We start from the raw sequence: 23,221 nt of genomic DNA on the forward strand, positions 1-23,221 counted from the left end.
TTCTAGCGAGAATAGATCAGGTGTACGACGCCGCTTTCCGCCGTTTCGGACCTGACCGAATATCCAAGCTCCAAGCCACGCAAGTCATCCCAAAGCCGGATGCCACTGCCGAGGATGATCGGCGCTATTCCCACATGGAGCTGGTCGACGAGCCCTGCCTTGAGAAAAGCACGAACCGTCGTCGGTCCACCACCGATGCGCACGTCCTTGCCACCGGCCACGGCCTGAGCCTTGGCAAGCGCCTCTTCCGGCGACGCGCTGATAAAATGGAACGTCGTGCCGCCAAGCATCTCGATCGGCGCCATCTGCCTGTGCGTAAGGACGAAGACCGGGCACTGAAACGGCGGCTCGTCGCCCCACCAGCCCTTCCAGTCCGGATCGTCCGGATGGTTGTTGAAGCCGAACATGCCAGCGCCCATGATCTCGGCGCCGATATTCTCAAAATAAGCCCGGGCATACTTGTCATCGACACCCGTCGTGCCCGCGCCACTTTTATCTTTGAACACCCGCTCCTTGAATGTCCGCGTAGCAACATAGGCCGCAACCAGCCGTCCCCAATCCTCCCCAAATGGATTGTCCGGCGTTTGATCCGTCGTTGTCGCAAAGCCATCCAGCGAGATGTTCAGGTCTACACGAACAGCCACTACATCCTCCAACTCTCGTCATCACTAAGGTACTTACCTTCATATTCCTATCTCCACACTAAGGCAACTGCCTTTTTATCATTGACCGCGCCGAAGCCCCGCCCTACTCTTTCTCATGCCCTATCACTCAACGCCCCTCGACCTTGCGTTTCATGCCCTCAGCGACCCCACCCGTCGCGCGGTGATATCTCGCCTCGCCGATGGTGAAATACCGGTCAGCGTCCTGGCCGAACCCTTCGACATGGCGCTGCCGTCCTTCGCGCAACATCTCAAAGTGCTTGAAGATTGCGGCCTGATCGCCAGCGAAAAGCGCGGCCGCAGCCGCTGGTGCCGCCTGGTCCAGTCGCGCTTTGACGAAGCGGCCGACTGGATGCAAGCCGAGCGCCGCCGCGCTGCCGGAAGGCTTGATCGGCTCGAAGCCTATCTCGATAAAACCGATAAGGAAGATCGCCGTGGCGACAATGATTGACACCTGGTCACTCGATCGCGAGATCGTCCTCGTTAAGGTCTTGCGGCATCCGCGAGAAAAGGTCTTCGCCGCCTGGCTCGATCCGCAAGCGCTCGCCCAGTGGTATGGCCCCGACGGTCTGGAGATCGAAACCCACGAAGCCGATATCCGCGAAGGCGGCCATTGGCGCTTCGACATGGTCGGCGTATTCGAAGGCAAGCCTCAACGCTTTCCCGGCCTCATGCACTTCGTCGAAATCGTGCCGAACGAACGCATCGTCATGAATTACGGCACGCCAGACCCGAACGATCCCGACCGCTTCCGCGTGACCGTCACCTTCGATGTCCAGGCCGATGGCAAGACCATCCTCACCATGCGCCAGCTCCACCCGAGCCGCGCGCGCCGCCAGGTGGTCATCGGCTTTGGCGCGGTCGAATATGGAATGCAAACGCTCGATAGCCTCAATCGCTGGCTCTCGCGCTGACGCGCACTATTGCGCGACCGGTCGAACCTCGGCCAGCCGGCGCTCGGCATAGTCGTCTTTCCAGCAGACCGTCGCCTCCCATGCCGCCGCTGCCTGTTCGGCTTTGTCGCGCTCGACCCCCACCAGCCCTGCCCCATTATGCGGCAAGACCAGATCGAGCTCCGACACATCGACATGCGCCTCGTCCCAGTCGATCAGCGCAACCCGATCCGCCGTCATGCGCACATTGCCCGGATTATTGGGATTGCCGTGAACGACGCTCATCGGCCGGCCCCGCATCCGCGCCCATGCCGCACGGCACCGCGTCACCGCCTCAGCCGGCATGGCAGTGAGATCGATACGGGTGCCGGAAGTCTGGACGAGCAGATCCAGCGAGGATCGCCAGCCCGGCCGCTGCGGCCATGCCCGTGTCAGTTCATGCAGATGCCGGACGGTCGCAGCTACACGCTCCCAATCGCCCTCCGTTTCCGGCGGACTGCCTTCCATGTACTGCATGACCACAAGACCATCGACGAACGGTCGGCCATCCGCTGCAGGAATTGGCACCGGCACATGAAGGCCGTTGCGATCGAGATGATGCAGCAGTTCGGTTTCCCAGGCGAGGTCGGCGTCGCTCCGCTTGCCCAGCCGGGCCACCGCGAGGCGTCCGCCGATCCGCACGCTCCAGACATCGTTGGAACTGCCGCCTGTCAGGCGCTCGACCCGCTCCGCATCCGCGCCCCACTGCCGAAGTGTCTCCCAGCCCGTCTTGGCCATGAAGCCTATCGGCTTTCGCTCGCGAGCGAAGCGCGGCAAATCTCCGCTGTCTCTGCTTCGTCGAGGGGCGGCTTGAACCCTTCGCCCACCCCAGCCACGCGAAACAGCCAGGTCTGAAAGAGCTTCGCCTCATCGCCCCCGAGCCGGGCCAAGAGACCGTGCTCAACCGCCTGGACTGCCTTGCTGTGCTGGGCAAGCGCCTTGACGCCTTGCTCGGTCAGAACGATATGGCGACTGCGCCGGTCGTTGGGATCCGTCACCCGCTTGATAAGGCCCTGCCCTTCGAGCCCATCGAGTAGATAGGTCAACGTCGTCTTGTCCAGCCCGATCTTTTCGGCGATCGAAATCTGGCTCTGGCACCTTTCGCGATCGACGATCGACATGACCAGAAATGATCGCGAGCCGCCCGGCAGCCCATTGAGGGCTGCCTCGACCTGCTTTTGATAATCGCGCAGAAGCTTCGCCAACGCCCAACCAAGGCTGGCAGCAGACAAGAACTCGTGGTCTTTCGGCTCGGCTTTGCTCATGACCTCTCTTTAGCGGGCGCCAACCGCCAAGTCGAGAACCGTGCTGTCGGCAAGCCGGCGTGCCAGCGCGCGGGCCTGCGTTTGCGCGGTCGAATGGGCGTTGGCGAGATTTTCCGCAGCAGCGCCGCGCAGGGCTTCCATCGCTGGCGTGACATCGGCAAGCGTTAGTTCCACTTCGACGATCTCGAGGTCGAGTTTCAACACATCGGCCAGCATGCGACGATACCAGGCCGTTGCGTGATCCCAGCCATGGCGCGGCGTGCCCGGCCCGTACCCACCGCCCCGCGTAATGATCAGCTGCGCAGGACGACCCGCAACCGCTGGCGTGGCGCCCGGTGCAAAGCGCGGCTCGGTGAGCAGCAGGTCGACATAGGCTTTGAAGTGCTGAGAAACGCCGAAGTTGTAGAGCGGTACGGCGAAGATTACCGCATCGGCGGCTTGCAGTTCATCTGCAAGCTGCCGCGCCAGTGCAAGACCCTCTGCCTGCTCCGGTGTGCGCTGCTCCGCCGGCACATACGGCCCGAACACTGCCCCAGCCCAAGCGGTCGCCGGCAGAGGCGTCAGCCCCACGTCGCGCCTGATGACATCTGCGCCGTTCAGTTCCGCCATGAGTGCGCTTTCAAGCGTATCGGCCACGGCGCGGCTGACGGAACCGTCGAGGCGGATACTGGCGTCAACGCGGTAAATCGAAGGCATCGTCTGCTCTCCATAAAATCTTCAATGCAGATCATCTATTTTATAGACGATATTAGGTCAATACCATTTCTGCGCATCAGCAATGTGGTCAGTCGGTTCTTGAAACGCAGCATTCAGAGGCAGTTCAGCCGATCGGACGCCAGCCGGCCTCAACAAGCGGGAGGGGCGGAGGACCTAACCCGCAGTTTGAGGGAAACTGAAACGACCAGGATTTTCACTGTCGCCGCTACCGTCTTGACCGCCAAGGTGCTCATTGGCAGAGGTGCCGCGTTCGCTTAGCGTGGCAGTGCCACCAGCGGGGCCAATGGTCCGCAAGTTCCTTGGGCATCGGCAACGGCGGCCAACATCGGCCCGTCAAGATCATCGGCACCGGCAAGGTCAAAATCTGCCGCGAACCAACTTCGCCAGCGGCTGCTCCGTCGACTTCTCAAGCCAATTCCTGGCTCTACATAAACTCCGCCCCGCTGAACTGCTCATGGGTCCATACGAGCCGGCAGCTCTGCATCTGCCGTTCGAAGAGCAGCGTGAAGCGTCCTGGCAGCGCCTCGCCTGCCGGCAACTCGATCAGCGCACCGGCTGGCGACAGGTCGACGATGGCGACGGCCAGGCGCTTCAACCCATCCTCGCTCACCACATTCGCCGGAATATTGACCGCCAGGCGCTTCTGCTTGCGCCGCTCGATGAAGGTCTTCATCCTTTCAAGAGGCGCGCTAGTGGCGAATGTGAACCTAACAGGGGCCGTCGCATTTTATTAAGGTTGCGACTGCCTCTCCGCCGTTCCCTCTCCGTTCACAATATGTTAACAACTGCACTCCGTTCCCCCTGCTGACATTGGCTGACAGGACCCCCATCTATGGGTTCTCCTGCCCGTCCCCGTCCTGCTGAGAAGAGCCATGGCCCCCAAGTCCACACGCCCCGGCAAAGCCGAATTTTCCATCGACGAGTTCTTCGCCGAAATCGAAAAGGCCGAGGACATCCAGGCGAGTAAGCCCCTTTATGCCGAGCGCATGAAGAACAAGCGCGCGCTCGATCGCGCCGAGGCTGCGGAAAAGGCAGAGCCGAAAACCGCGCTCGAAAAGCGCCGCACCACCAAGGCGAACTACGACACCGCCACCGGCATGGCGCCCAAAACCAACAAGACCAAGATCAACTCGGTCGACCGCGTCGATTTCGACGGTTTCGGCGAAGCCCCGCAGGCTGGCTTCGGCCATATGCCGAGCAAGAAGGTCACCGCGCGCGAGATTTCCCGCGCCGCCGCCGCTGATCCCGAAGCGCAGGCAAAACTCCGCGAAGCCCTCGACGCCTCGGTCAAGAAGAACAAGGCCAAAAAGGGCGAATCCCTCGAGAACGCCCAGACCGTTGGCATCACCGCCACGGTCAAGGCGCTCGAGCAGATCATTCTCCACGGCCGCAAGGAGGTGGAAGGCTCCTCCCCCTGGGTGCCCCACCGTCCCGCGCGCCCGGCCAAGCTCGAAGGCGGCAAAGCCTTCAAGCTCGCGACCGAATACGTCCCCCGCGGCGACCAGCCGACCGCCATCGCCGAACTCGTGGAAGGCATCGAGAATGGCGAAACCGACCAGGTCCTCCTCGGCGTCACCGGCTCGGGCAAGACCTTTACGGTCGCCCAGACCATCCAGCGCACCCAGCGCCCGGCCCTGATCCTTGCGCCAAACAAAACCCTCGCCGCCCAGCTCTACGGCGAGTTCAAGCACTTCTTCCCGGAAAACGCCGTCGAATATTTCGTGTCCTACTACGACTACTACCAGCCGGAGGCCTACGTCCCCCGCACGGACACCTATATCGAGAAGGAATCCACCATCAACGAGCAGATCGACCGCATGCGCCACTCGGCGACGCGGGCGCTGATGGAGCGCGACGACGTCATCATCGTCGCCTCGGTCTCGTGCATCTACGGCATCGGCTCGGTGGAAGGCTATTCCGCCATGATCGTCGATGTCTCCCAGGGCGCCACCATCGACCAGCGCGAAATGCTGCAAAAGCTCGTCGCCCTGCAGTATAAGCGCAACGAGCAAAGCTTCACCCGCGGCTCCTTCCGCGTCCGCGGCGATACCGTGGAAATCTTCCCGTCCCACTATGAAGACGCCGCCTGGCGCGTCTCGCTCTTCGGCAACCAGGTCGAAAAGATCGTCGAGTTTGATCCCTTGACCGGCAAGACCGTGGGCGAGCGAAAATTCATCCGCATCTATGCGAACTCGCACCACGTCACCCCGCGCGCCACCACCACCGGCGCCATCAAGATGATCCGGTCCGAACTCGCCGCGCGCCTCCAGGAGCTCAACGGCGCCGGCCGCTTCCTCGAGGCCCAGCGCCTCGAACAGCGCACCCTCTTTGATCTCGAAATGATGGAAGCCACCGGCTCCTGCGCCGGCATCGAAAACTATTCGCGCTACTTCTCCGGCCGCAAGCCCGGCGAGCCGCCCCCGACGCTCTTCGAATACCTGCCCGACAATGCGCTGGTCTTCGTCGACGAATCCCACGTCACCATCGGCCAGCTCGGCGCCATGTATCGCGGCGACTTGCGGCGCAAGGCGACGCTCGCCGAATACGGCTTCCGCCTCCCCTCCTGCATGGACAACCGCCCCCTCCGCTTCGAGGAGTGGAACGCGATGCGCCCGCAATCGGTCTATGTCTCGGCCACCCCGGGCTCATGGGAAATGGAACAGGCCGGCGGCGTCTTTGCCGAACAGGTCATCCGCCCCACCGGCCTCATCGATCCCCCGGTCGAAATCCGCCCCGCCACCCATCAGGTGGACGACGTCATCGACGAGATCCGCCAGACCATCGCCAAGGGCTATCGCACCCTCTGCACGGTGCTCACCAAGAAGATGGCCGAAGACCTCACCGAATACATGCACGAGCAGGGCATAAAGGTCCGCTACATGCACTCGGACGTCGACACCATCGAGCGCATCGAGATCATCCGCGACCTGCGCCTCGGCGCCTTCGACGTGCTGGTGGGCATCAACCTCCTCCGCGAAGGTCTCGACATTCCCGAATGCGGCCTCGTCGCCATTTTGGACGCCGACAAGGAAGGGTTCCTCCGTTCGGAAACCTCCCTCATCCAGACCATCGGCCGCGCCGCGCGCAACGTCGATGGCCGCGTGATCCTTTATGCCGATAAGGAAACCGGCTCCATGGAACGCGCCCTCGCCGAAACCAACCGCCGCCGCGAAAAGCAGATCGCCTATAACGAAGCCAACGGCATCACGCCCCAAAGTGTGAAGGCGCGCATCAACGACATCGTCGACAGCGTCTACGAAAAAGACCACGTCACGATCAGCATCGGCAAAGGCAAGGACGGCAAGGAGAAGGTCGTCACCGGAGACAACCTTGCGACGGTCATCAAAGACCTCGAACGCGAAATGCGCGAGGCCGCGACGAACCTTGAGTTTGAGAAGGCTGCAAGGCTCCGCGACGAAGTCAAACGCCTCCGCGAAATGGAGCTCGATACCCTGTCGGGCGAAGTCGACTAAGCCGCTTTCTCGAATTTTCGAGACTTCGAGGCGTCCGGACAACGTCCGGCAAATCGCTCCAGTGGAGCGATTTGAGGCGAGAAGGCCATGAGAGCTGCGCTCGAATGGCCGAGCAAGACTGCGCGACGAGGTCAAGCGGCTCCGCGAGATGGAGCTGGACACGTTGTCGGGGGAAGTGGATTAGGAATATTCCGGAGTCAAGCGTATGCGGCTATCCGTCGACAGATCGCCCCAGTGCAGCGATCTGTCGACTGGATTACCTAGTGCGCAAGCGTCATGGAAAACGCACGCTAACTGTTCTGAACTACCAAGCGCGCCCGACGCACTTGTTCGCGCAATTTTGACGTCTCTCCCCGTTGAGATTTTGGCAACTGCTTGTTATCGTCTAAAATCGATTTCATCGTGTCTAGAACAATGCCAATTTCAGACATAGTGTTTCTTCCAATCTCGTCTATTTTTGAATCCAACAATTCCAAAATATATGTCGCAGATCTGATAGGATATATTTTTGTCTGCAATGGATTTGCCAAGGAGGATGTCAGATCTTCGAGTGCAATAGAAATTTCAGCTTCCTTAATTTTGTAGGACGGCTGGGCATTTTTCATCAGTAGCAATCGAATTCGCTGATCAATAATTTGGTCGTCATCATAGTCCATCCCCTTCTTTTCAGCTAAACCTAAGGCAGTGTTGAGATAGGTTTCAGCGTCCGGGATGTCTTTCCTTTCCATACATGACATAGCGTACTGCAACCAGAACTGATCGTTCAGCCGAATTTTTTTAACTTTAGACAGCCGACTGTACACGGCCTCAATAGTCTTTGCTGCGTCGCTGCCCTCGCCAAACAAGCGAGTTAGGAAGCGGAACTTCATAAGTTCCTTTAGATTCTCTCGTGAATCCCCACCTGATCTAGAGTCATTCGAACTATAGGCGGTCTCACGGACGATCCGCGAGTAGACATCAACAATAACGTCTTTATTCAGATCGAACCTTCTGAATATGTGATCAGCTAGTTGCGCTGACGTAAACAAGTGCCAATTCCGATTTGGAGAAAGGAAATCGAAAATATCATCTTTCGCTAGAGCAGATCTAAACCCATCCTCATCAATATTTAGCCAAGCGACAATCTGATCCCAGCGCACGTGCTTCTGACAGAGCGAAGCGACCAGTATTGCCACAAACGGGGTAAGATGTTCTTCGTTATTCCTGAGGAAAAAATCTACTATATTTGCGATCTTCTTAGAAATGCTGGAACTTTGAAAGACCGAAACGACAATCGATCTATTCTCAGCGCCACAATCTTCGCTGAGAAATTTCACTCTCTCAGTTGGGCTCATCTCAATCCGCTGCTCCCAATAACCCCAGCGTTCAAGAAACTGATCCCACGAGTTTAGTTCATCTGCACTCAACCGATCCAGCGCCACCTCCCGAACAGCACCGGAAAGCAATTCAGTTGCCCTGCCGAACTTCAGCGAACCAAAACTATCGCGTGTAGTGCAAACTAAAATTGCGCTATCATGCAGACGCTCTCCAATATATTTTGATATGTTTCGATATCTTATAAGATCATCAACAATAAAGATGCATTTTTCTTTTCTTGAAAGAATCGTATCCACATCGCGATAAATTTCAATTAGCGTAGAATCTATTATGTACGCAGAAAATCCATCTTCTATCGCGCACACCGTAAGTTGCCCTAAAAAGGTGGACTTCCCGTTGCCAATATCTGATGTGATCAAAAATCGATTAACGCCACGGGTCTTCGGTGACAAAATCTCCCCAATTTTGGACGTATGGTCGACACAGTACACGTCCGAAGGATCTATCTTCCGACGCTGAGCGCTGAAACAATCGCGATTAAATTCGCCTGTCAGAATTAGACTATCAACGTCCCCCTTTGTGACTTCAGTCACCGGCTCAGGCCGTTCCACGGCCTTCAGGAACACAAGCCCCGAGTCTCTTATTACCGGCTCGTGCGCTTGCGCCTCCAAAGCAGCCGCGAGCCCCTCGACACCTATGCCAGCGATATCGCCAAACTTCTGCAAGCGGGCATTCGCGACAGCCCCTTGACCTGGTTTCGCTATGACCACGGACTTACGTCGTAGACTGTCGCCTAACGTCACGATCCGGGACGCAATTTCCGTGTCTCGCACAGAATAACCAATAAAGAATATCTGCGAAGCGGCATGAATTTCATTTACAAATGCCGCGTACAAATCCGAATCTTTACTTCTAACATCAAGATAGTTTGACTCTGAGAGAACTAAGCTAGCAACTCCAGACCTCTCTGATAAATCAAGAGCGCGACCATGAAGATAATATAGAGGAATTTTGTCAGTAAGTATAAAATTCGGACGCCTTATGGGAGATACAACTTGTATTTTGTCCTCCGGCAGCGCGCGCTCGACTATGTCGTCAAAGTTCGTTGTAAAAATTGCACGCCATGGCAGGTTAAGTATCGTTTCCTGCACTGGGGCAGGTTTGCAAAAGGTGAGACGCTTTCCGAGATAGGCAGCAAGTTCCGCTCCTCGTGAATTCGCCTCAAAGAACTCGGCAATATCCGTAAGGCTAGAACCAGGCTCTGGCGGAACATTTGCAAGCTTCCAGAGCTCGTCTGTCAATTCAGACGAACTCGGAACTTTCCTGGTCCCACCACTATCTCCCGCAAGCGTTGAGAAACCTGCCCCCAAGAAACATATCGCCGAGCCCGAAATGGCATGCTCAATAGCTTCGGCTAACCTGTCTTCGTTCACAACATCCCCCAATATGAACCTTCAGGTTTGCATAGCAGCATTTACTAATTTCACAATCACCTCGCAGATTTACTCGGCATTCTCGGAGGTTTCCGCTCATCGCGCGGTATGCGCCGTCATGGGGGGGGTCAAGGACACGCCTCCCGATCTCACCCCAACCAAAGCCTAAACCGCCGATCCACTTCCGCCCCCGGCGCAAAGTCCTGCACCAGTCGCACCAACTCCCGTGGCTTCACCGCCAGATGGCTCGCCGGCACCAGCACATGGCCGCCATCCTCTAGAAAAATCTCCAGCGTCCAGCCCGAAGACTGGCTGCCGCTGCGATAGCCGAGCGCACGAAAATGCTCCCAGGGAATGACCTTTGGGACACCAGCCCGATGATCGACTAAGCCGTCCGGCGACATGGTCAGCTGCGGCGAGCGGTCGAGCAGTTTGATCAGGTCGTAGCCGCCGAACACCGCGCCGCCGGCGATCAACACGACCGCCAGCCACAGCACCTCTCCCGCTTCGCCCCGCGAAAACGCCTGCGCCAGCAACAAAACCCCGAAAACCACCATCGCGAGTTTTATGACCACCAGCAGGATGCTGATCGGGCTGTGATCGGTATAGATGTGGACGGTCCTGTCCATGCCTAGTCTGCCGGACAGGCGGCAAGGATCCGGTCGATTTCGCCCTTGCCGCTCTTGGCGTCGAACTTTTGATGCTCCACCCCGTCGAGGGTGACGGAAAACCCGCTTTGCAGCAGCGCCGTCAGCTCGGGCCCGAAGCGCGTGATGGTCCCGACTGAAAACCCGTTATAGTCGACAATCGGGCTTTCGAATGCGAAGCGCGTGCCCTCGTTCTCGAGCACAACCGCAACAGGCGCGGCATCGACCGCCGCTGGCGCGTCGACATAGATCGTCAGCACCACGTCGGCAAAGCCCTCCGAGCAGCTGACCGCCGCCTTGACGTCGCCTGTGCCCGGTTCGTACCAGGCGAGGATCAGTTCGGGCGCGCCGCCGAAATCGTCCACCTGCAGGTGCCAGCCCTCGGGCAGCGTCTCTGCCGCGACAGCGCTTCCCGACGCCACGGCAGCGATCGCCAAAAATCCCAGATGCCGCAAACCCCTCATGTGTGCCTCCTCCGCTCCAGCCCCAGTTTAGTGCCGGTCCGGCCCGTCTGGCCACGGGATTTATCCCCTCCCCCTCCGGCGCCGCGCACACTCCTCAATCGGCAACGGAGGCAGCAATGAGCGGCAGACCCATTTTGAGCGATCGGCGCATCGTCAATTACAATCGCCTGCAGAGCGACGTCACGGCGATGTCCTATGTCATCCGCTTCAACAAGCCCGGCGGCGCCCTGGGCCTCTCGACGATCCGCGCCTGCAATCGCATGATTACGCTGGCCAACCGCCTTTATGCGCGCGAGCATGGCCTGCCGCGCTTTCGCCTTCTCGTCGAGGACGAAACCTTTACCATGGCCGACCTCGCCATCCTCGTCACCCGGCTCACCGCCGCCGGCCTGACCTTCGAGGAGCGCTATGCCCGCTATACGGCGGACGGGCTGCGGTCGGCGCAGCGCGTCTACGCCCCGGCGCTCGACGCCGACGGCTTTCCATCGAAGCATCTGTGACGCCAGAAAAGAAACTTATGCAGCTTATCCCCGCCCCGGAAAACCTGCGCCATACTGCCCCCGTTCCGTCAGTCACGCGGCCCCTACGCAGGGCCGGGCGGAATGGCCGGTGGGGGAAGGCGTTCCTCCGGGTGGGGATAAGAATGCGGCAGCCATACCAGAAAAACAGGGTATGCCTGAACCGGACCCGCTGGCAACTCTGGCCTGTGACGGGCCCTTGGACCGTTCTACCCTAGTCGGAAGGCCCAAAGGCCGCCCGTTACCCGTGTCACCGTAAGCCGCAAGGCCGGGCGGCGTTTCGGCACGTCCGATCAAACGGCTCAATCACCGCAATAAGAAAGCTTCGTTGGACGCGTCCGGCGGCGCGCGGCACACTCGCCTCATGAGTGACGCTGATTTTTCCGATCGTCTGTCCAATGGCGGTCCCCCGCTCGACGACGATGCACCACCCTGGGGCCGCAACGGCATCGGCCGCTATTTCGAATGGGCCGCCGCCAAGAAGAAGGCGTTCGACGCCCCCTACGACATCGCCGTCCTCCGCGCCCGCCGCGCCGCGATGCTGGGTCTCACCTACGAGGAATTCACCCTCGAAATCCTCGAGCGCGGCCGCTATCTCGGCGCCGGCGACACCGAGCGCATCGCCGAGATCAAGCGCAAGCGCCCGATCCGGTATTGAGGCCGGGCTTGCAACCAGCCCGCTTTGGGGCCATTTACCTCAAAAGTCGATCCGGAGCGTCCCCGATGCGAACCCTTGCCGCCGCCACCCTTCTCGCCGCCCTCGCCGTCACTCCGGCCATGGCTGAGCCCATCGCCCAGGTTTCGGGCGGCAATGTCGCCGTGCGCACCGGCCCCGGCTCGCAATACCGCATCATCGGCGCCCTGACCAACGGCACGCAGGTGCTGCTCGATTATTGCACCACCGATGACGAATGGTGCCACGTCGCCGATCTCGGCTGGGTAGACGCCGCCTGGATCGTCGGCTGGTCCGCCAAGATCGCCGTCACCCCGCCCGGATTCTTGTCGAACCCGACAGTCGAGCAGAAGCTGTTCTAGGCTTCAGAGCCAGCCGCTCAGCTCCCGGCGCACCATGGCCTCGATCATGTCCATGCCGCCGGGGCTGTCGTTGAGGCACGGGATATAGGCATAGTTCTCCCCGCCCGCCTCCATGAATGTATCCTTGCCGCCCATCGAGATCTCTTCGAGCGTTTCGATACAGTCCGCCGAGAACGCCGGCGCCAGGATCGCGACCTTCTTGATCCCCTTCCCCGGCAACGCTTCCAGCGTCTTGTCAGTATAGGGCTGCAGCCATTCCGTCGGCCCGAAGCGGCTCTGGAACGTGACCATCAGCTTTTCCCTCGGCCAGCCCAGATACTCCCGCACCAGCCGTGTCGTCTTGTAACACTGGCAGTGGTAGGGATCGCCCTTCTTGAGATATTCCACCGGCATGCCGTGATATGAGGTGATCACCACATCGGGCTCGAAATCGAGCTTGGCGACGCCGTCACGGATCGAATTGGCCAGCGCTTCGATATATTTGGGGTCCTCGAAATAAGCCGGCGCCGTGCGCACCGCCGGCTGCCAGCGCATTTCTTTGAGCGCATCGAACGCCTTGTCGTTCGCCGTCGCGGTGGTCGTCGCCGAATATTGCGGATAAAGCGGCACCAGCAGGATTTTCTGGCACCCCGCCGCCTGCATCTTTTCAAGCACGCTTTTCGTCGAAGGATTGCCATAGCGCATGGCATATTCGACCATCACGCCGTCACCCGACATCCGCGCCGCCAGCGCCTCGGTCTGCGCCCGTGTGATCACCCGCAACGGGCTCTCATTGCGCTCTTTGTCCCAGATCTGCGCATAGGCATGCCCCGCCTTTTGCGGCCGGAAATTTAGGATGATCAGGTTAAGGATCGGCCACCAGATGAACTTGTTGGTCTCGATCACGCGCGGGTCGGACAGAAATTCTTTGAGATACCGTCGCACGCTCCAGAAATCGGTTGCATCAGGCGTACCGAGATTGAGCAGCAGCACGCCCACCTTTTGCTTCGGAACGGGCGGATGATCTTTGGGCAGATGCTCGGACATTTTAGGGGGCCGGTCTTGGAATGAGTCCTGAATTTGGCCGCACCATAGCCGCTTCTCGCCCCGCCGCAAGGCGGCACTGGGTCGCGCTAGAGGCTCGCGATCAAGAGTAGAATGCCGAAAAGCAGCACCAAAGCCGCACCGGCGAGCTCTGCCCACCAGACGATCCGCTGCGCCAACACACTCTCTTCGCCCCCGAGGCGGCCGAGCAACCCCTTGGCACCCACGGCGAGCGAAGCCAGAACCGCGACCGTTATGGCCGTGCCGAGCCCCATCAGCAGCACTGAAGCGACACCGGCCGCCAGCAAACCCTGCGACAACGCAAAGACCATGACCACCAACGCCCCGGAACAGGGCCGCAGCCCCACGGCCAGCACCACGCCAAGTTGCTCACGCCAATTGCCACTCAAATCTGCCGGCGAGACGGCATGATGCATGTGCTCGGGATGGTCGTGGTCGTGGTGGTGGTCTTCATGTGCGTGATCATGCCAGATGTCCTGCCGCGCCTCCGGCGCATGGTGGTGATGGTGTCCGAGACCGAAAATCTTGCGGATCACGAGCCAGGCGCCGAGCGCTGCAACGAGCCCATAGCTCAGAACGCCAACCCAATGCGCTGCATCGCCGATCGCCGTGCTGGTAAGGCGCAAGAGGCCCGCCAGCACAAGCACGAAAGCGATGGCCACAAGGGACTGAAGCAAAGCCGAGACGGCGCTGAGCGCGATGCCGCGGCGCAGTTGGTGTTCGTTAGCCAAGACGTAGGACGAGATGACCACCTTGCCATGGCCAGGACCGGCAGCATGGAAGATGCCATAAAGAAAGCTTAATCCACCAAGGACCCAAAAGGCCGTCCAGTCGTTACGCAAAGCGTCGAGCGAACGCGTCATTGCACCATAAAACGCCCGCTGCTGATCCTGCAGCCAACCAAAAAAACCCGACCGCGGCAGGTTCAACCCCGGTTCAGGCGGGGGACCGCCAAACGGGGCCGAGGGCCGGCTGACGGCAACCTGTTCCGTCGCTTCGAGGGCTGTCGTTGGTGCCGGTGCTTCGGCGCAGGAAATAACGATCATCCCCTGTGTGCCGCGCATCGCCGCAGCGAGATCAGGCGGTAGCTCCAGAACTTCAGGACCCAGCGAATAGAGCCGCTCTTCAGTCGCCTTATCCATCGGTTGCGGCGGTACCAATTCCGCTCCACAACTGGCTGGCGCATTGACGAGAGTCACATCGCCCACATCGGCAAAGCCGATCGCGACGTAATACTCGGCGTCATAGACGCCAAGTTCGAAGCGGTGTCCGGGGGCTACCGGCTCTTCGGCGTCGATGGAAAAATCGAGCGTTACGCGATTGTCCCGGTAGACCATTTTCTGGTCGCCAGCCGCCGCGAAGGCCATGCCATCGCCCGCAAACGTATAAAAACCATAGTCCGCCAGGCCGACCATGTTCTCGTCGGCAAGCTCCTGCAGTTCGGAGCTGTCGACAGAGCCGTCGTTATTTTTGTCGAGCCCCTGCACTGTCCAGACCGAAAAGGCGCTGTCGAACGTCCAGTGATGGCGGAGCCCGGTGATCCGGCCTTGCGCATCGAAGACGACGTCAACCTTGGCATCGATGAAGATATGCGGGTGAGCAATCGCGGGCTGAGCGAGACCGAGGAAAACCACGATCGCGGCAAGAAAGTGTGCCGCTCCTAAAACGAGTCGCGAAAAACTCACGCCAGACATTCCGTCAATTAATCGGGTGGGTGGCGAACCAGTCCACCAGATGGTCGATCAGCGCCCGGACTTTACCAGCCAGATGACGACGATGGGGATAAACCGCCTGCAACGTCTGTCCTGTCGGCAAGAAGCCCTGCAGCACTGGCACGAGTTCTCCGCTCGCAACCAGCGGATCGGCGAGATAGGAGGGCAATACGACGAAACCAAGACCCATGACCGCTGCCGTGCGCGCGGCGAGTGGCGAGTTGACCCGCAAGGGGCCGGTTACCGGCACTGAAATGGTTTTGTCATTCTCGATGAAGCGCCAGTTCGACTGACCCTGGAGATTGACGTCGACGATGCAGGGCAAGTGCCGCAAATCGTCCGGATGCTTTGGCGTGCCTAGCGTTTTGAGAAGGCTCGGCGCCGCCCCCACCACCACATGCATGTCGGCGATCTTGCGGGCGATCAGCGAGGAGTCCGCCAAGGTCGAAATGCGCAAGGCAACGTCGATACCCTCATCGACGAGGTCCACATAGCGGTCCTCAAGTCGCAGATCGAGCGCCACTTTCGGGAACTTTTTGAGATATTCGAAGATTGCCGGCGCCAGCGTCGACTCGCCGAAATTACGGGGCGCCGATACGCGCAGCATGCCACGTGGCTCCGCTGTCTGATCGGTAATCGTGGCGTCGAGGTCGTCGAGCTGCTGAAGCAGCGATGAAGCCTCGCGGTAATAGGCCTCCCCTGCTTCGGTCAGGCTCAATTTCCGCGTCGTCCGATTCATCAGCCTCACGCCGAGGTAATCCTCAAGATCGGTGACGTATTTGCTGAGCAGCGCCTTTGATCGTCCATGCAATCTTGCTGCAGAGGAAAACCCCCCCGCGTCAAAGACTTGCACGAAAGCTCGGATGCGGGCGAGATCCTGCAATTTGGCCTCCACTCAAAGATCAGACGCCTCGCGTCCACCCGCATTCGCCTCGGAGCATTATGCTGCCAGGCCTCGGCAATCCACGCATAACTCATCTGCAAAGAGTGAACAATAACGCCCCTTGGTCGTTGCCTGATTAACGATAGGATGGAACCGTCATCGACGCGCCACGGGAGTTCGGACTATTTTTCCGCTCATGTCCAAACCGTCACCAAATTCCGCGCTCTATCGGCTCATCGCTGCCGGCCAAATGGCGCATAAGGCACTTCTCGTGCCGCTCAAGGAACGTGGTTTGGAGCCTGGCGACGATGCGGTGCTCTTTGAACTCGGCCGCTCTGGGGCGACGGAAATCGATCTGGCTGAAAAGCTGGGCCTCCCGTCCGAGCACTTGATCAACCGTTTGTCGCGTCTGATCGAGCGGGACCTGATCGAACGCCGAGCCGTGGGTCCGGAGTTGGTACCCGGCGTCGCGCTGACGGATCGCGGGATCCGTATCCGGAACAGCCTTGCGGATCACTGGGCGCAGCTCGAAGAGGCGCTGATGGGCGAACTAAAGCCCAAACAGCGCCGGAAGTTCGGCAACATTCTGCGCCGGTTCACCGAACTTCTACAAATTTGACGGCGGCCTTGGGGCCGGGGCAACGCCAACGAGTTTCGCGCATTTTCAATCCAAGCGTTATCGCTTGGTGCCGGAAGGGCTTTCCTGAATCTAAAGGCTCCGTTCAGTCTGGGTTCATCCGGGATGCGCTTAATAGGTGTCAGGCATAACAAGCTACCACACGTAAGGAGATTTCGAATGGCTCCACATCGCAAACTGCTCGCATCCGGCCTCGCCACCATGGCCGTGCTCGCGACCACGGCAGCGGCCTTTGCCGCTCCTGCGATTGCAACCGGCAATGTCAATGTTCGCTCCGGCCCGGGCACCGGCTATGCCGTTGTCGACGCCCTGCGCCGTGGCGAACGGGTCGATATCCAGTACTGCCGAGGCAGCTGGTGCTTTGTTGAAAAGCGCGGCCCGGATGGCTGGGTCTCGGCAAACTACCTGGCCCAAGGCGGCAACGGTGGTGGTTGGAACGACTATGATCCGCCGCCGCCGCCGCACTGGAACCCGCGTCCACCCCGGCCGCCGCATTGGAACCCGTCGCCGCGACCGCCGCACTGGAACCCTGGCCCATCGCGTCCTTATCCGACGCCCTACCCGACCCGTCCTGGCGCCAGCTTCTGCTTCAACGGCCCCAACGGCTACTTCTGCGCCGGCAGCTAACCGGCAAACGCAAACTTGCAACACCGGGCCGTCGCGCCCGGTGTTTCAGTCTACGGTCAGGCGTTCGACTTCAATGCCGTGCTTTTCAAGCGGAAGCCTCGCCCGCCGCGCAAGAAATTCGCTAAGCCCGTAGGCGACGACCGCGCCCACCGCCATCGTGATTCCAAACCCGCGCCAACCGTCCTGGCTGGCGATGACGATCGCGGAAAACAACGTGACTGCCCCCGCGCCCAACAAGATCCAACCACGCCGCAGCAGCGCCTGGCGATAATTGTGCGCGCTGGCATGCAGCAGGTCCCGCAGTTCACTATCGCTCATGGCAACAAGCTCACGGTTGGTGCGCTCTCGCCGGATGGTCTCGATGTAAGCATCGACGCGGCGCATCGTCAGGGCCTCGCGCGTTCGCGTGACCTTGCCACGGCTGAGGATGCTCCACCCTCCACCGATCAGCATCAGCACCAAAGCAATCTGTATGAGCCACATATATCAGCCCCCTTCTATGACCCATGACATGCCCATTCGTGCGGTGTGGTGCAAGTGATCCACAACGCTTGGCTGGACGTTCAACTTTCAATTCACACCGAGGGGCTAGCCGTGACCAAGTATCTGATCCTTTACGCCGCCGTCGCGCTGGTTTTTTTCCCGCTCGATTTCATCTGGCTTTCGACCATGGGCAAGAATTTCTACATGCCCGAGCTGGGCGATCTGATGCAGGATCGTCCCAACCTGGTCATCGCCGGCCTCTTCTATCTGGCCTACGTCGCGGGCGTAGTTGTCTTGGTCGCCGCGCCTGCCGACGGCGACATTGTCAAAGCACTCCTTTATGGCGCTGTCCTCGGCTTTGTTGCCTATGGCACATATGACCTGACCAATCTTTCGACCATTTCCGGCTTCTCGCCGAAGGTTGCTGCGGTCGACATGGCCTGGGGGACAACGCTAACCGCCGTCAGTTCAGCCGCCGGCGTCTGGATTTCGCGCTTTTTCGCCTGAATTATTCTTCGCCGACTGGCGCCACCCCGACGACCGGTACGCGCTTCTGACGTTCCCGGGCCATCACGATGAGCCCGGCAATGACAATGATGCCTGCGCCGAGCAGCGAAATGGGATCAATCCATTGCCCGAAGATCACGATGCTGAGGACAATGGCCCAAGGCAGCGAGAAATAGTTGAAGGGCTGGAGCACACTGGCTGGCGCCATCGTCAGGGCATAAACCATGAGACCATGGCCTATGCACGTCGTCGCCATGGTGAGGATGACCATGGCAAAGTCGGGCCAGGCCATTGGCTGCCAGAAGAAGAAGCCCACGGCGCTCGACATAACGAGGCCAACGACGGAAGCATAAGCAAGGCTCGTCGCCGCGCTATCGGCCCCCGAAACCTGGCGCGTCAGGACAATATAGAGCGCGTAGAGCGTCGCCGAGGCGAGACCAAAACCTGCGCCCCAATCAAGCGGCACACCGCCTGGCCGGAGGATGACGAGCGCGCCGACAAGCCCCGCCCCCACTGCCGCAAAACGAAAAATGCCCACCTTCTCGCCGAGCAGAGGAATGGCAAAAACCGTCACCAGCAACGGATAGACGATCACGATCGATTGCAACTCGCCCAAAGGAACGGTCTGCAGCGCAATCGCGAAACACCAGATGTCGGCCATCAAGAGGACGCCCCGCATGATCTGCCGCTTGGGCATCTTCGATCTCAGCGCTTGCCGCAACGGCGCCTGCCTCGCCACGATCACGAGGGCAAAGATGGTAAAGCCCCAATAGCGCATCATCGTCGTCTGGAACGGGGAATATTCCTGCACCAGCAATTTGGCCACGGCATCCTGGATGCCGAAAGTTGCGATTGTCGTCAGCGTGAGAGCGATGGCACGGCCGCGGTTTTCCGCAGCATGAAGCGAAGAGGGAGGCATGGTCACCGGAAGGCTATGTGGCGCTTTGCATCCGTGCAGCGCACCCGCACGCTACCGCAAGCGCTCAATGCTGACCATCGAGGTTCTCGCCTGAGCTGCGAGGCGCTCACAATGTCCTGCTGCCGGCTTCTGTCAGCGGGCTGGTCCAACACGCCGTCACGCGTCGGCATGTAGTTGTTCTCCTATCCGATCCATGATTGAAGGGGGCCGGCGAACCGGCCTATTGTCCTGCCGATGTCTCAGCTCAGAACGAATCAACCCGGTCCCGCCCTCGTCACCGGCGCCAGTGACCGTATCGGCGCAGCGATCGTCCGTGCTTTGTCCTCCGCGGGCTACCCGGTGGTTATCCATTTCCGATCGGGCGCCGCAGGAGCGAAGACGCTTGTCGACGAGATCACCTCCCAAGGGGGCCGAGCAGCTTCGCTGCAGGCGGATTTGGCAAACCGTGACGCGCGGGAAAGCCTCATCGCTAAGGCTGCCGGTTTTTTCGGCCCGCTCACTGTTCTGATCAACAATGCCTCGGTCTTCGAGCCGGACAGTAGCCGCGATGTGATCGACGAGACGTGGGACAAACACTTTTCGATCCACGCCGAAGCACCCATATTTCTCTCTCGCGACTTTGCAGGCCAACTGCCCGCTGGCATTGAGGGAAATATCATCAACATGATTGACGAGCGGGTGCTTCATCCGAGCCCGGCTTATTTCAGCTATACCCTCTCCAAATCCGTTCTCTGGACGGCCACCCAGACCATGGCGCAAACCTTCGCGCCCGCGATCCGGGTCAATGCCATCGGCCCAGGACCTGTCTTGCCCCATTCCGGCCAAAGCGACTCGGACTTCAAAGAGAGCATCCAGTCGCTACCGCTCAAGCGTCACGCCGATCCCGAAGCGATCGCCCAAGGCGTACTCGCTATTCTTTCCATGTCGTCGTTCACGGGCCAGATGCTCGCGCTCGATGGCGGCAAGCATTTGGATTATCCGGCCCGTAGGGGCCCAACTCCTCGAAAATGACCGATACCGAAACGCGCCTTCCCGTCCCCTCCGGTCCGGAGGTCATCCGAAATTTCGTCCGCACCCTGCCCTCGGCGCCGGGCGTCTATCGCATGCTCGATGAAAACGGCGAGGTGATCTACGTCGGCAAGGCGCGGAGCTTAAAGTCCCGCGTCACCAATTATACGCGACCCGAAGGCCTCTCCGTACGCATTCAGCGGATGGTCATGGCGACGGTTTCGATGGAGTTCGTGCGCACCGAGACCGAGGCAGAGGCTCTGCTGCTTGAAGCCAACCTCATCAAGCGTCTCAAGCCGCGCTTCAACGTCCTGCTGCGCGATGACAAGAGCTTCCCCTATATCCTGATCGCTACGGATCACGAGGCGCCCGAGCTCACCAAGCATCGTGGGAGCCGCCGTCGTCCGGGACATTACTTCGGCCCCTTTGCTTCGGCGACCGCCGTCGGGCGCACCATCGCGAGCTTGCAAAAGGCATTCTTGCTGCGCAACTGCTCGGACAGCTTTTATGCCGCCCGGACGAGGCCTTGCCTGCAATACCAGATCAAGCGCTGTGCTGGGCCATGCACGCGCGAAACCAGTCTTGAGGCCTATGGCGAACTGGTCGAAGACGCGCGCCTGTTTCTGACCGGCAAATCGCAATCGGTTCGCGATCATCTGCAGCGCGACATGGCCAAGGCAGCAGAAGAACTCGATTTTGAGCGCGCGGCACTTCTGCGCGATCGTCTGTCCGCCCTTGCTCTTATCCAGTCGCAGGGCGATGCTACTGCAAAAAGCGTCGAGGAAGCCGACGTTTTCGCAATTCATCACGAAGGCGGCCAGTTCTGCGTTCAGGTGTTCTTTTTCCGCGCCTTTCAGAACTGGGGCAACCATGCCTTCCGCCCAAAAGCCGATGACACCCTGTCCGATGCCGAAGTCCTCGAAGCCTTTATCGCCCAGTTCTACGAAGACCGCACCCCGCCGCGTCTCGTCCTGTTAAGCCACGAACTCAGCGAACCCGACGTCATCGAGGAGGCGCTGCGTAGTCGCGCGGGCTATAAGGTGCGCATTGAGACACCGCAGCGTGGCGAGAAGCGCGATCTGGTCAATCATGCGCTCCAGAACGCTCGTGAGGCGCTCAGTCGCCAACTCGCCGAGGGCGCATCGAACCGTACCCTTCTTGAAGGCGTCGCCAATTGCTTCGGCCTCGACGAGCCTCCCCGCCGCATCGAGGTCTACGACAACTCCCACATTTCCGGCACCAACATGGTCGGCGCCATGATCGTCGCGGGCGAAGAGGGTTTTTCCAAAAAACACTATCGCACCTTCAACATCCGCTCCGATATCACGGCTGGCGACGACTTTGGGATGATGCGCGAAGTGTTGACCCGCCGCTTCTCGCGCCTCGCGTCCGAAAGCGAAACCGATGCCGAAGACGAACAGACCGGCATGCCCGATTGGCCCGATGTGGTCTTCATCGACGGTGGGGCCGGTCAATTGAACGCGGTTCGGCAGGTCATTGCCGAACTCAATCTCCCCAAGGAAGTAACGTTCATCGGCATCGCCAAAGGTGAAGAACGCGACGCCGGGCGCGAGAAATTCTTCATGGAAGGTAAGGACGCCTTCATGCTGCCCCATCGCGATCCCGTGCTCTATTATGTCCAGCGGCTTCGCGACGAAGCCCACCGGTTCGCCATCGGCACCCATCGCGCCAAACGCAAGAAGGATGTCGTCAAAAACCCGCTGGACGAAATCGACGGCATCGGACCGACCCGCAAACGCGCTCTGCTCAATCACTTCGGATCGGCAAAGGCCGTGGCGCGCGCCAGCCTCCTCGATCTCGAAAGCGTACCGAGTATTTCGAAGGCCATGGCCCAACTGGTCTACGACCACTTCAACCGGACCTGAGCGTCGAAAAGTTGAAAAAATGTCGGACCGGTGTCGAAATCTGCCACCCTCGCGCGTCGCGTCATTAGATCAACATTGGAGCCTCCGATGAAATTCCTGACAATGGTGAAGACCCTCAATCCCGAAGTCGCGCGCCAGCCGCCACAGGCGCTGATGCAGGCGATAGTGCAACTGGGTATGGAAGCTGGTGCCAGAATGACCGAAACCGGCGGCATGTCTCTGGCCGGCACGGTGTCCACTCGCCAAGGCCAGTTGCTGACCGATGGTCCCTTTGCCGAGGCCAAGGAAATGGTCGGCGGTTACGCGATCTACGAGCTCGATTCCGATGCCGAAATCGTCCGCTGGACGGAACGCTTCGTCGAGCTTCACCGCAAGCATTGGCCGGAATGGGATGGCGAGGTGACCATTCTCCATCTTCAGCAATTCAATATGGCCGGCTGAACCTTAGCGCGCCGAGCGATGTGATCGTTGCCGGCGTTCCCGGCCGCAACCTCATCGGTTTGAACTCGTTCCGCTCCTGACCAAATCAGGAGCTCGACCATGACCGACGACAACAATCACATCCTCTCCCAGGACGAAGCTATCGACCGCATCTGGGAGCTCGCCGACAAGATCGACATCTGCATGCTGACGACCTGGGATGGCCGCAATCAGCGCAGCCGTCCCATGTCTGCACGTGTGCGCCGCGAAGAAGACGCCATCTATTTCCTGACCGACCTCGAAGGCCACAAGCTCGATGAGATCGAAGAATATCCCAACGTTTCGCTCGCCTGGGCAGACAATGGCGGGCACAAATACGCTGTCATTGCAGGTGACGCTGTCGTTTCTAACGACCGCGCCAAGATCGCCGAGCTTTGGGAAAGCTTCGACAAGGCCTGGTGGGACGACGAAAACGACCCGCAGATCCGCCTGCTCAAGGTGACACCGGACCAGGGTGAAGTCTGGGACAGCCCGAACACGCTCATCGCAGGCGCAAAAATGCTCTTCGCGGCAGCCACGGGCGCCAAGCCCGATATGGGCGAAACCGGCAAAGCCCAAATGTAATACCCAAG

The 23,221-nt window shown here is 59.7% G+C and carries 26 protein-coding genes; 13 read left to right on the forward strand and 13 right to left on the reverse strand.

Translation table 11 applies throughout. The features are described 5' to 3' along the window. Window positions 1–2: 2 nt before the first annotated feature. Complete coding sequence (locus VW35_RS06690) at window positions 3–644, reverse strand: dihydrofolate reductase family protein (RefSeq protein WP_046142183.1); 642 nt, start codon at window positions 642–644, stop codon at window positions 3–5. Window positions 645–759: 115 nt separating this feature from the next. On the opposite strand from VW35_RS06690, the gene VW35_RS06695 reads away from it, so the two are divergent. Further along, the gene (locus VW35_RS06695; protein WP_046142184.1) at window positions 760–1,113 is read left to right on the forward strand and encodes an ArsR/SmtB family transcription factor; all 354 of its coding nucleotides are present in this window, start codon (window positions 760–762) and stop codon (window positions 1,111–1,113) included. Further along, window positions 1,106–1,576: an SRPBCC family protein gene (locus tag VW35_RS06700; protein WP_200896878.1), complete on the forward strand. Its 471-nt coding sequence runs from the start codon at window positions 1,106–1,108 to the stop codon at window positions 1,574–1,576. The genes VW35_RS06695 and VW35_RS06700 overlap by 8 nt, the downstream gene beginning before the upstream one ends. Before the next feature lie 6 nt (window positions 1,577–1,582). Here VW35_RS06700 and VW35_RS06705 read toward each other — a convergent pair whose 3' ends face one another. The 4 genes from VW35_RS06705 to VW35_RS06725 all read right to left on the reverse strand — a co-directional run bounded on the left by VW35_RS06705 (window position 1,583) and on the right by VW35_RS06725 (window position 4,249). Beyond that, window positions 1,583–2,332 carry a phosphotransferase enzyme family protein gene (locus VW35_RS06705; RefSeq protein ID WP_046142186.1) on the reverse strand — a complete coding sequence of 250 codons (750 nt, stop codon included), beginning with the start codon at window positions 2,330–2,332 and terminating at the stop codon, window positions 1,583–1,585. A gap of 5 nt (window positions 2,333–2,337) precedes the next feature. Beyond that, a complete protein-coding gene (locus VW35_RS06710; RefSeq protein WP_052951549.1) occupies window positions 2,338–2,859 on the reverse strand; it encodes a MarR family winged helix-turn-helix transcriptional regulator in 522 nt (173 codons plus the stop codon). A 9-nt stretch (window positions 2,860–2,868) separates the two neighbouring features. Beyond that, window positions 2,869–3,555 (reverse strand): FMN-dependent NADH-azoreductase, encoded by a 687-nt coding sequence (locus VW35_RS06715; protein WP_046142187.1) that lies wholly within the window; start codon window positions 3,553–3,555, stop codon window positions 2,869–2,871. Window positions 3,556–4,000: 445 nt separating this feature from the next. Further along, complete coding sequence (locus tag VW35_RS06725) at window positions 4,001–4,249, reverse strand: PilZ domain-containing protein (protein ID WP_046142189.1); 249 nt, start codon at window positions 4,247–4,249, stop codon at window positions 4,001–4,003. A gap of 313 nt (window positions 4,250–4,562) precedes the next feature. Between VW35_RS06725 and uvrB the strand changes: the two genes are divergently transcribed. After that, a complete protein-coding gene (uvrB, locus tag VW35_RS06730) occupies window positions 4,563–7,049 on the forward strand; it encodes an excinuclease ABC subunit UvrB (protein WP_425283758.1) in 2,487 nt (828 codons plus the stop codon). 290 nt (window positions 7,050–7,339) lie between these two features. Here uvrB and VW35_RS06735 read toward each other — a convergent pair whose 3' ends face one another. The 3 genes from VW35_RS06735 to VW35_RS06745 all read right to left on the reverse strand — a co-directional run bounded on the left by VW35_RS06735 (window position 7,340) and on the right by VW35_RS06745 (window position 10,910). Beyond that, window positions 7,340–9,799 carry an SIR2 family protein gene (locus VW35_RS06735; protein ID WP_161796866.1) on the reverse strand — a complete coding sequence of 820 codons (2,460 nt, stop codon included), beginning with the start codon at window positions 9,797–9,799 and terminating at the stop codon, window positions 7,340–7,342. A 149-nt stretch (window positions 9,800–9,948) separates the two neighbouring features. Continuing rightward, window positions 9,949–10,428 (reverse strand): hypothetical protein, encoded by a 480-nt coding sequence (locus tag VW35_RS06740; protein WP_046142191.1) that lies wholly within the window; start codon window positions 10,426–10,428, stop codon window positions 9,949–9,951. Between the two features lie 2 nt (window positions 10,429–10,430). Further along, window positions 10,431–10,910 carry a hypothetical protein gene (locus tag VW35_RS06745; protein ID WP_152662509.1) on the reverse strand — a complete coding sequence of 160 codons (480 nt, stop codon included), beginning with the start codon at window positions 10,908–10,910 and terminating at the stop codon, window positions 10,431–10,433. Window positions 10,911–11,026: 116 nt separating this feature from the next. Here VW35_RS06745 and VW35_RS06750 point away from each other — a divergent pair, with 116 nt between their 5' ends. The 3 genes from VW35_RS06750 (at window position 11,027) to VW35_RS20490 (ending at window position 12,463) form a co-directional block, all read left to right on the forward strand. Continuing rightward, window positions 11,027–11,410, forward strand: coding sequence for a hypothetical protein (locus tag VW35_RS06750; protein ID WP_046142193.1), 384 nt, complete (start codon window positions 11,027–11,029; stop codon window positions 11,408–11,410). A gap of 382 nt (window positions 11,411–11,792) precedes the next feature. Beyond that, window positions 11,793–12,086: a hypothetical protein gene (locus VW35_RS06755; protein WP_046142194.1), complete on the forward strand. Its 294-nt coding sequence runs from the start codon at window positions 11,793–11,795 to the stop codon at window positions 12,084–12,086. A gap of 65 nt (window positions 12,087–12,151) precedes the next feature. Beyond that, complete coding sequence (locus VW35_RS20490; protein ID WP_052951551.1) at window positions 12,152–12,463, forward strand: SH3 domain-containing protein; 312 nt, start codon at window positions 12,152–12,154, stop codon at window positions 12,461–12,463. Window positions 12,464–12,466: 3 nt separating this feature from the next. Here VW35_RS20490 and hemH read toward each other — a convergent pair whose 3' ends face one another. From hemH to VW35_RS06775, 3 genes are all read right to left on the reverse strand, one after another. Further along, on the reverse strand, window positions 12,467–13,489 hold the full coding sequence (gene hemH, locus VW35_RS06765; protein ID WP_052951552.1) for a ferrochelatase: 1,023 nt from the start codon (window positions 13,487–13,489) through the stop codon (window positions 12,467–12,469). An 86-nt stretch (window positions 13,490–13,575) separates the two neighbouring features. After that, window positions 13,576–15,192, reverse strand: a complete 1,617-nt coding sequence (locus tag VW35_RS20495) for a HoxN/HupN/NixA family nickel/cobalt transporter (RefSeq protein WP_161796867.1) — start codon at window positions 15,190–15,192, stop codon at window positions 13,576–13,578. A gap of 13 nt (window positions 15,193–15,205) precedes the next feature. Continuing rightward, complete coding sequence (locus VW35_RS06775; protein WP_046142572.1) at window positions 15,206–16,102, reverse strand: LysR family transcriptional regulator; 897 nt, start codon at window positions 16,100–16,102, stop codon at window positions 15,206–15,208. A 196-nt stretch (window positions 16,103–16,298) separates the two neighbouring features. On the opposite strand from VW35_RS06775, the gene VW35_RS06780 reads away from it, so the two are divergent. Both VW35_RS06780 and VW35_RS06785 read left to right on the forward strand, forming a co-directional pair. Continuing rightward, on the forward strand, window positions 16,299–16,721 hold the full coding sequence (locus VW35_RS06780; protein ID WP_046142195.1) for a MarR family winged helix-turn-helix transcriptional regulator: 423 nt from the start codon (window positions 16,299–16,301) through the stop codon (window positions 16,719–16,721). A gap of 177 nt (window positions 16,722–16,898) precedes the next feature. Then, window positions 16,899–17,366, forward strand: a complete 468-nt coding sequence (locus tag VW35_RS06785; RefSeq protein ID WP_046142196.1) for an SH3 domain-containing protein — start codon at window positions 16,899–16,901, stop codon at window positions 17,364–17,366. A 45-nt stretch (window positions 17,367–17,411) separates the two neighbouring features. On the opposite strand, the gene VW35_RS06790 is transcribed toward VW35_RS06785, so the two are convergent. Then, on the reverse strand, window positions 17,412–17,849 hold the full coding sequence (locus VW35_RS06790; protein ID WP_046142197.1) for a hypothetical protein: 438 nt from the start codon (window positions 17,847–17,849) through the stop codon (window positions 17,412–17,414). A 111-nt stretch (window positions 17,850–17,960) separates the two neighbouring features. Here VW35_RS06790 and VW35_RS06795 point away from each other — a divergent pair, with 111 nt between their 5' ends. Next, the gene (locus VW35_RS06795) at window positions 17,961–18,356 is read left to right on the forward strand and encodes a DUF2177 family protein (protein WP_046142198.1); all 396 of its coding nucleotides are present in this window, start codon (window positions 17,961–17,963) and stop codon (window positions 18,354–18,356) included. 1 nt (window position 18,357) lies between these two features. Here the strand turns inward: VW35_RS06795 and VW35_RS06800 are convergent, their stop codons facing one another. Beyond that, window positions 18,358–19,275, reverse strand: a complete 918-nt coding sequence (locus tag VW35_RS06800) for a DMT family transporter (RefSeq protein WP_046142199.1) — start codon at window positions 19,273–19,275, stop codon at window positions 18,358–18,360. 234 nt (window positions 19,276–19,509) lie between these two features. Between VW35_RS06800 and VW35_RS06805 the strand changes: the two genes are divergently transcribed. The 4 genes from VW35_RS06805 (at window position 19,510) to VW35_RS06820 (ending at window position 23,213) form a co-directional block, all read left to right on the forward strand. After that, a complete protein-coding gene (locus tag VW35_RS06805; RefSeq protein WP_046142200.1) occupies window positions 19,510–20,286 on the forward strand; it encodes an SDR family oxidoreductase in 777 nt (258 codons plus the stop codon). Further along, complete coding sequence (uvrC, locus tag VW35_RS06810; RefSeq protein ID WP_046142201.1) at window positions 20,283–22,169, forward strand: excinuclease ABC subunit UvrC; 1,887 nt, start codon at window positions 20,283–20,285, stop codon at window positions 22,167–22,169. The genes VW35_RS06805 and uvrC overlap by 4 nt, the downstream gene beginning before the upstream one ends. 87 nt (window positions 22,170–22,256) lie before the next feature. Next, complete coding sequence (locus tag VW35_RS06815; RefSeq protein WP_046142202.1) at window positions 22,257–22,610, forward strand: YciI family protein; 354 nt, start codon at window positions 22,257–22,259, stop codon at window positions 22,608–22,610. Between the two features lie 99 nt (window positions 22,611–22,709). Beyond that, window positions 22,710–23,213 carry a pyridoxamine 5'-phosphate oxidase family protein gene (locus tag VW35_RS06820; RefSeq protein ID WP_046142203.1) on the forward strand — a complete coding sequence of 168 codons (504 nt, stop codon included), beginning with the start codon at window positions 22,710–22,712 and terminating at the stop codon, window positions 23,211–23,213. Window positions 23,214–23,221: the final 8 nt, after the last annotated feature.

It is taken from the genome of Devosia soli, assembly GCF_000970455.1.
Lineage (GTDB): Bacteria > Pseudomonadota > Alphaproteobacteria > Rhizobiales > Devosiaceae > Devosia > Devosia soli.

Bases quoted from the DNA above. Each gene is read 5' to 3' on its own strand.
- VW35_RS06695 (WP_046142184.1), top strand. From the start codon at position 760: ATGCCCTATCACTCAACGCCCCTCGACCTTGCGTTTCATGCCCTCAGC.
- VW35_RS06700 (WP_200896878.1), top strand. From the start codon at position 1,106: ATGATTGACACCTGGTCACTCGATCGCGAGATCGTCCTCGTTAAGGTC.
- VW35_RS06705 (WP_046142186.1), bottom strand. From the start codon at position 2,332: ATGGCCAAGACGGGCTGGGAGACACTTCGGCAGTGGGGCGCGGATGCG.
- VW35_RS06710 (WP_052951549.1), bottom strand. From the start codon at position 2,859: ATGAGCAAAGCCGAGCCGAAAGACCACGAGTTCTTGTCTGCTGCCAGC.
- VW35_RS06715 (WP_046142187.1), bottom strand. From the start codon at position 3,555: ATGCCTTCGATTTACCGCGTTGACGCCAGTATCCGCCTCGACGGTTCC.
- VW35_RS06725 (WP_046142189.1), bottom strand. From the start codon at position 4,249: ATGAAGACCTTCATCGAGCGGCGCAAGCAGAAGCGCCTGGCGGTCAAT.
- uvrB (WP_425283758.1), top strand. From the start codon at position 4,563: ATGAAGAACAAGCGCGCGCTCGATCGCGCCGAGGCTGCGGAAAAGGCA.
- VW35_RS06740 (WP_046142191.1), bottom strand. From the start codon at position 10,428: ATGGACAGGACCGTCCACATCTATACCGATCACAGCCCGATCAGCATC.
- VW35_RS06745 (WP_152662509.1), bottom strand. From the start codon at position 10,910: ATGAGGGGTTTGCGGCATCTGGGATTTTTGGCGATCGCTGCCGTGGCG.
- VW35_RS06750 (WP_046142193.1), top strand. From the start codon at position 11,027: ATGAGCGGCAGACCCATTTTGAGCGATCGGCGCATCGTCAATTACAAT.
- VW35_RS06755 (WP_046142194.1), top strand. From the start codon at position 11,793: ATGAGTGACGCTGATTTTTCCGATCGTCTGTCCAATGGCGGTCCCCCG.
- VW35_RS20490 (WP_052951551.1), top strand. From the start codon at position 12,152: ATGCGAACCCTTGCCGCCGCCACCCTTCTCGCCGCCCTCGCCGTCACT.
- hemH (WP_052951552.1), bottom strand. From the start codon at position 13,489: ATGTCCGAGCATCTGCCCAAAGATCATCCGCCCGTTCCGAAGCAAAAG.
- VW35_RS06780 (WP_046142195.1), top strand. From the start codon at position 16,299: ATGTCCAAACCGTCACCAAATTCCGCGCTCTATCGGCTCATCGCTGCC.
- VW35_RS06785 (WP_046142196.1), top strand. From the start codon at position 16,899: ATGGCTCCACATCGCAAACTGCTCGCATCCGGCCTCGCCACCATGGCC.
- VW35_RS06790 (WP_046142197.1), bottom strand. From the start codon at position 17,849: ATGTGGCTCATACAGATTGCTTTGGTGCTGATGCTGATCGGTGGAGGG.
- VW35_RS06800 (WP_046142199.1), bottom strand. From the start codon at position 19,275: ATGCCTCCCTCTTCGCTTCATGCTGCGGAAAACCGCGGCCGTGCCATC.
- VW35_RS06805 (WP_046142200.1), top strand. From the start codon at position 19,510: ATGTCTCAGCTCAGAACGAATCAACCCGGTCCCGCCCTCGTCACCGGC.
- uvrC (WP_046142201.1), top strand. From the start codon at position 20,283: ATGACCGATACCGAAACGCGCCTTCCCGTCCCCTCCGGTCCGGAGGTC.
- VW35_RS06815 (WP_046142202.1), top strand. From the start codon at position 22,257: ATGAAATTCCTGACAATGGTGAAGACCCTCAATCCCGAAGTCGCGCGC.
- VW35_RS06820 (WP_046142203.1), top strand. From the start codon at position 22,710: ATGACCGACGACAACAATCACATCCTCTCCCAGGACGAAGCTATCGAC.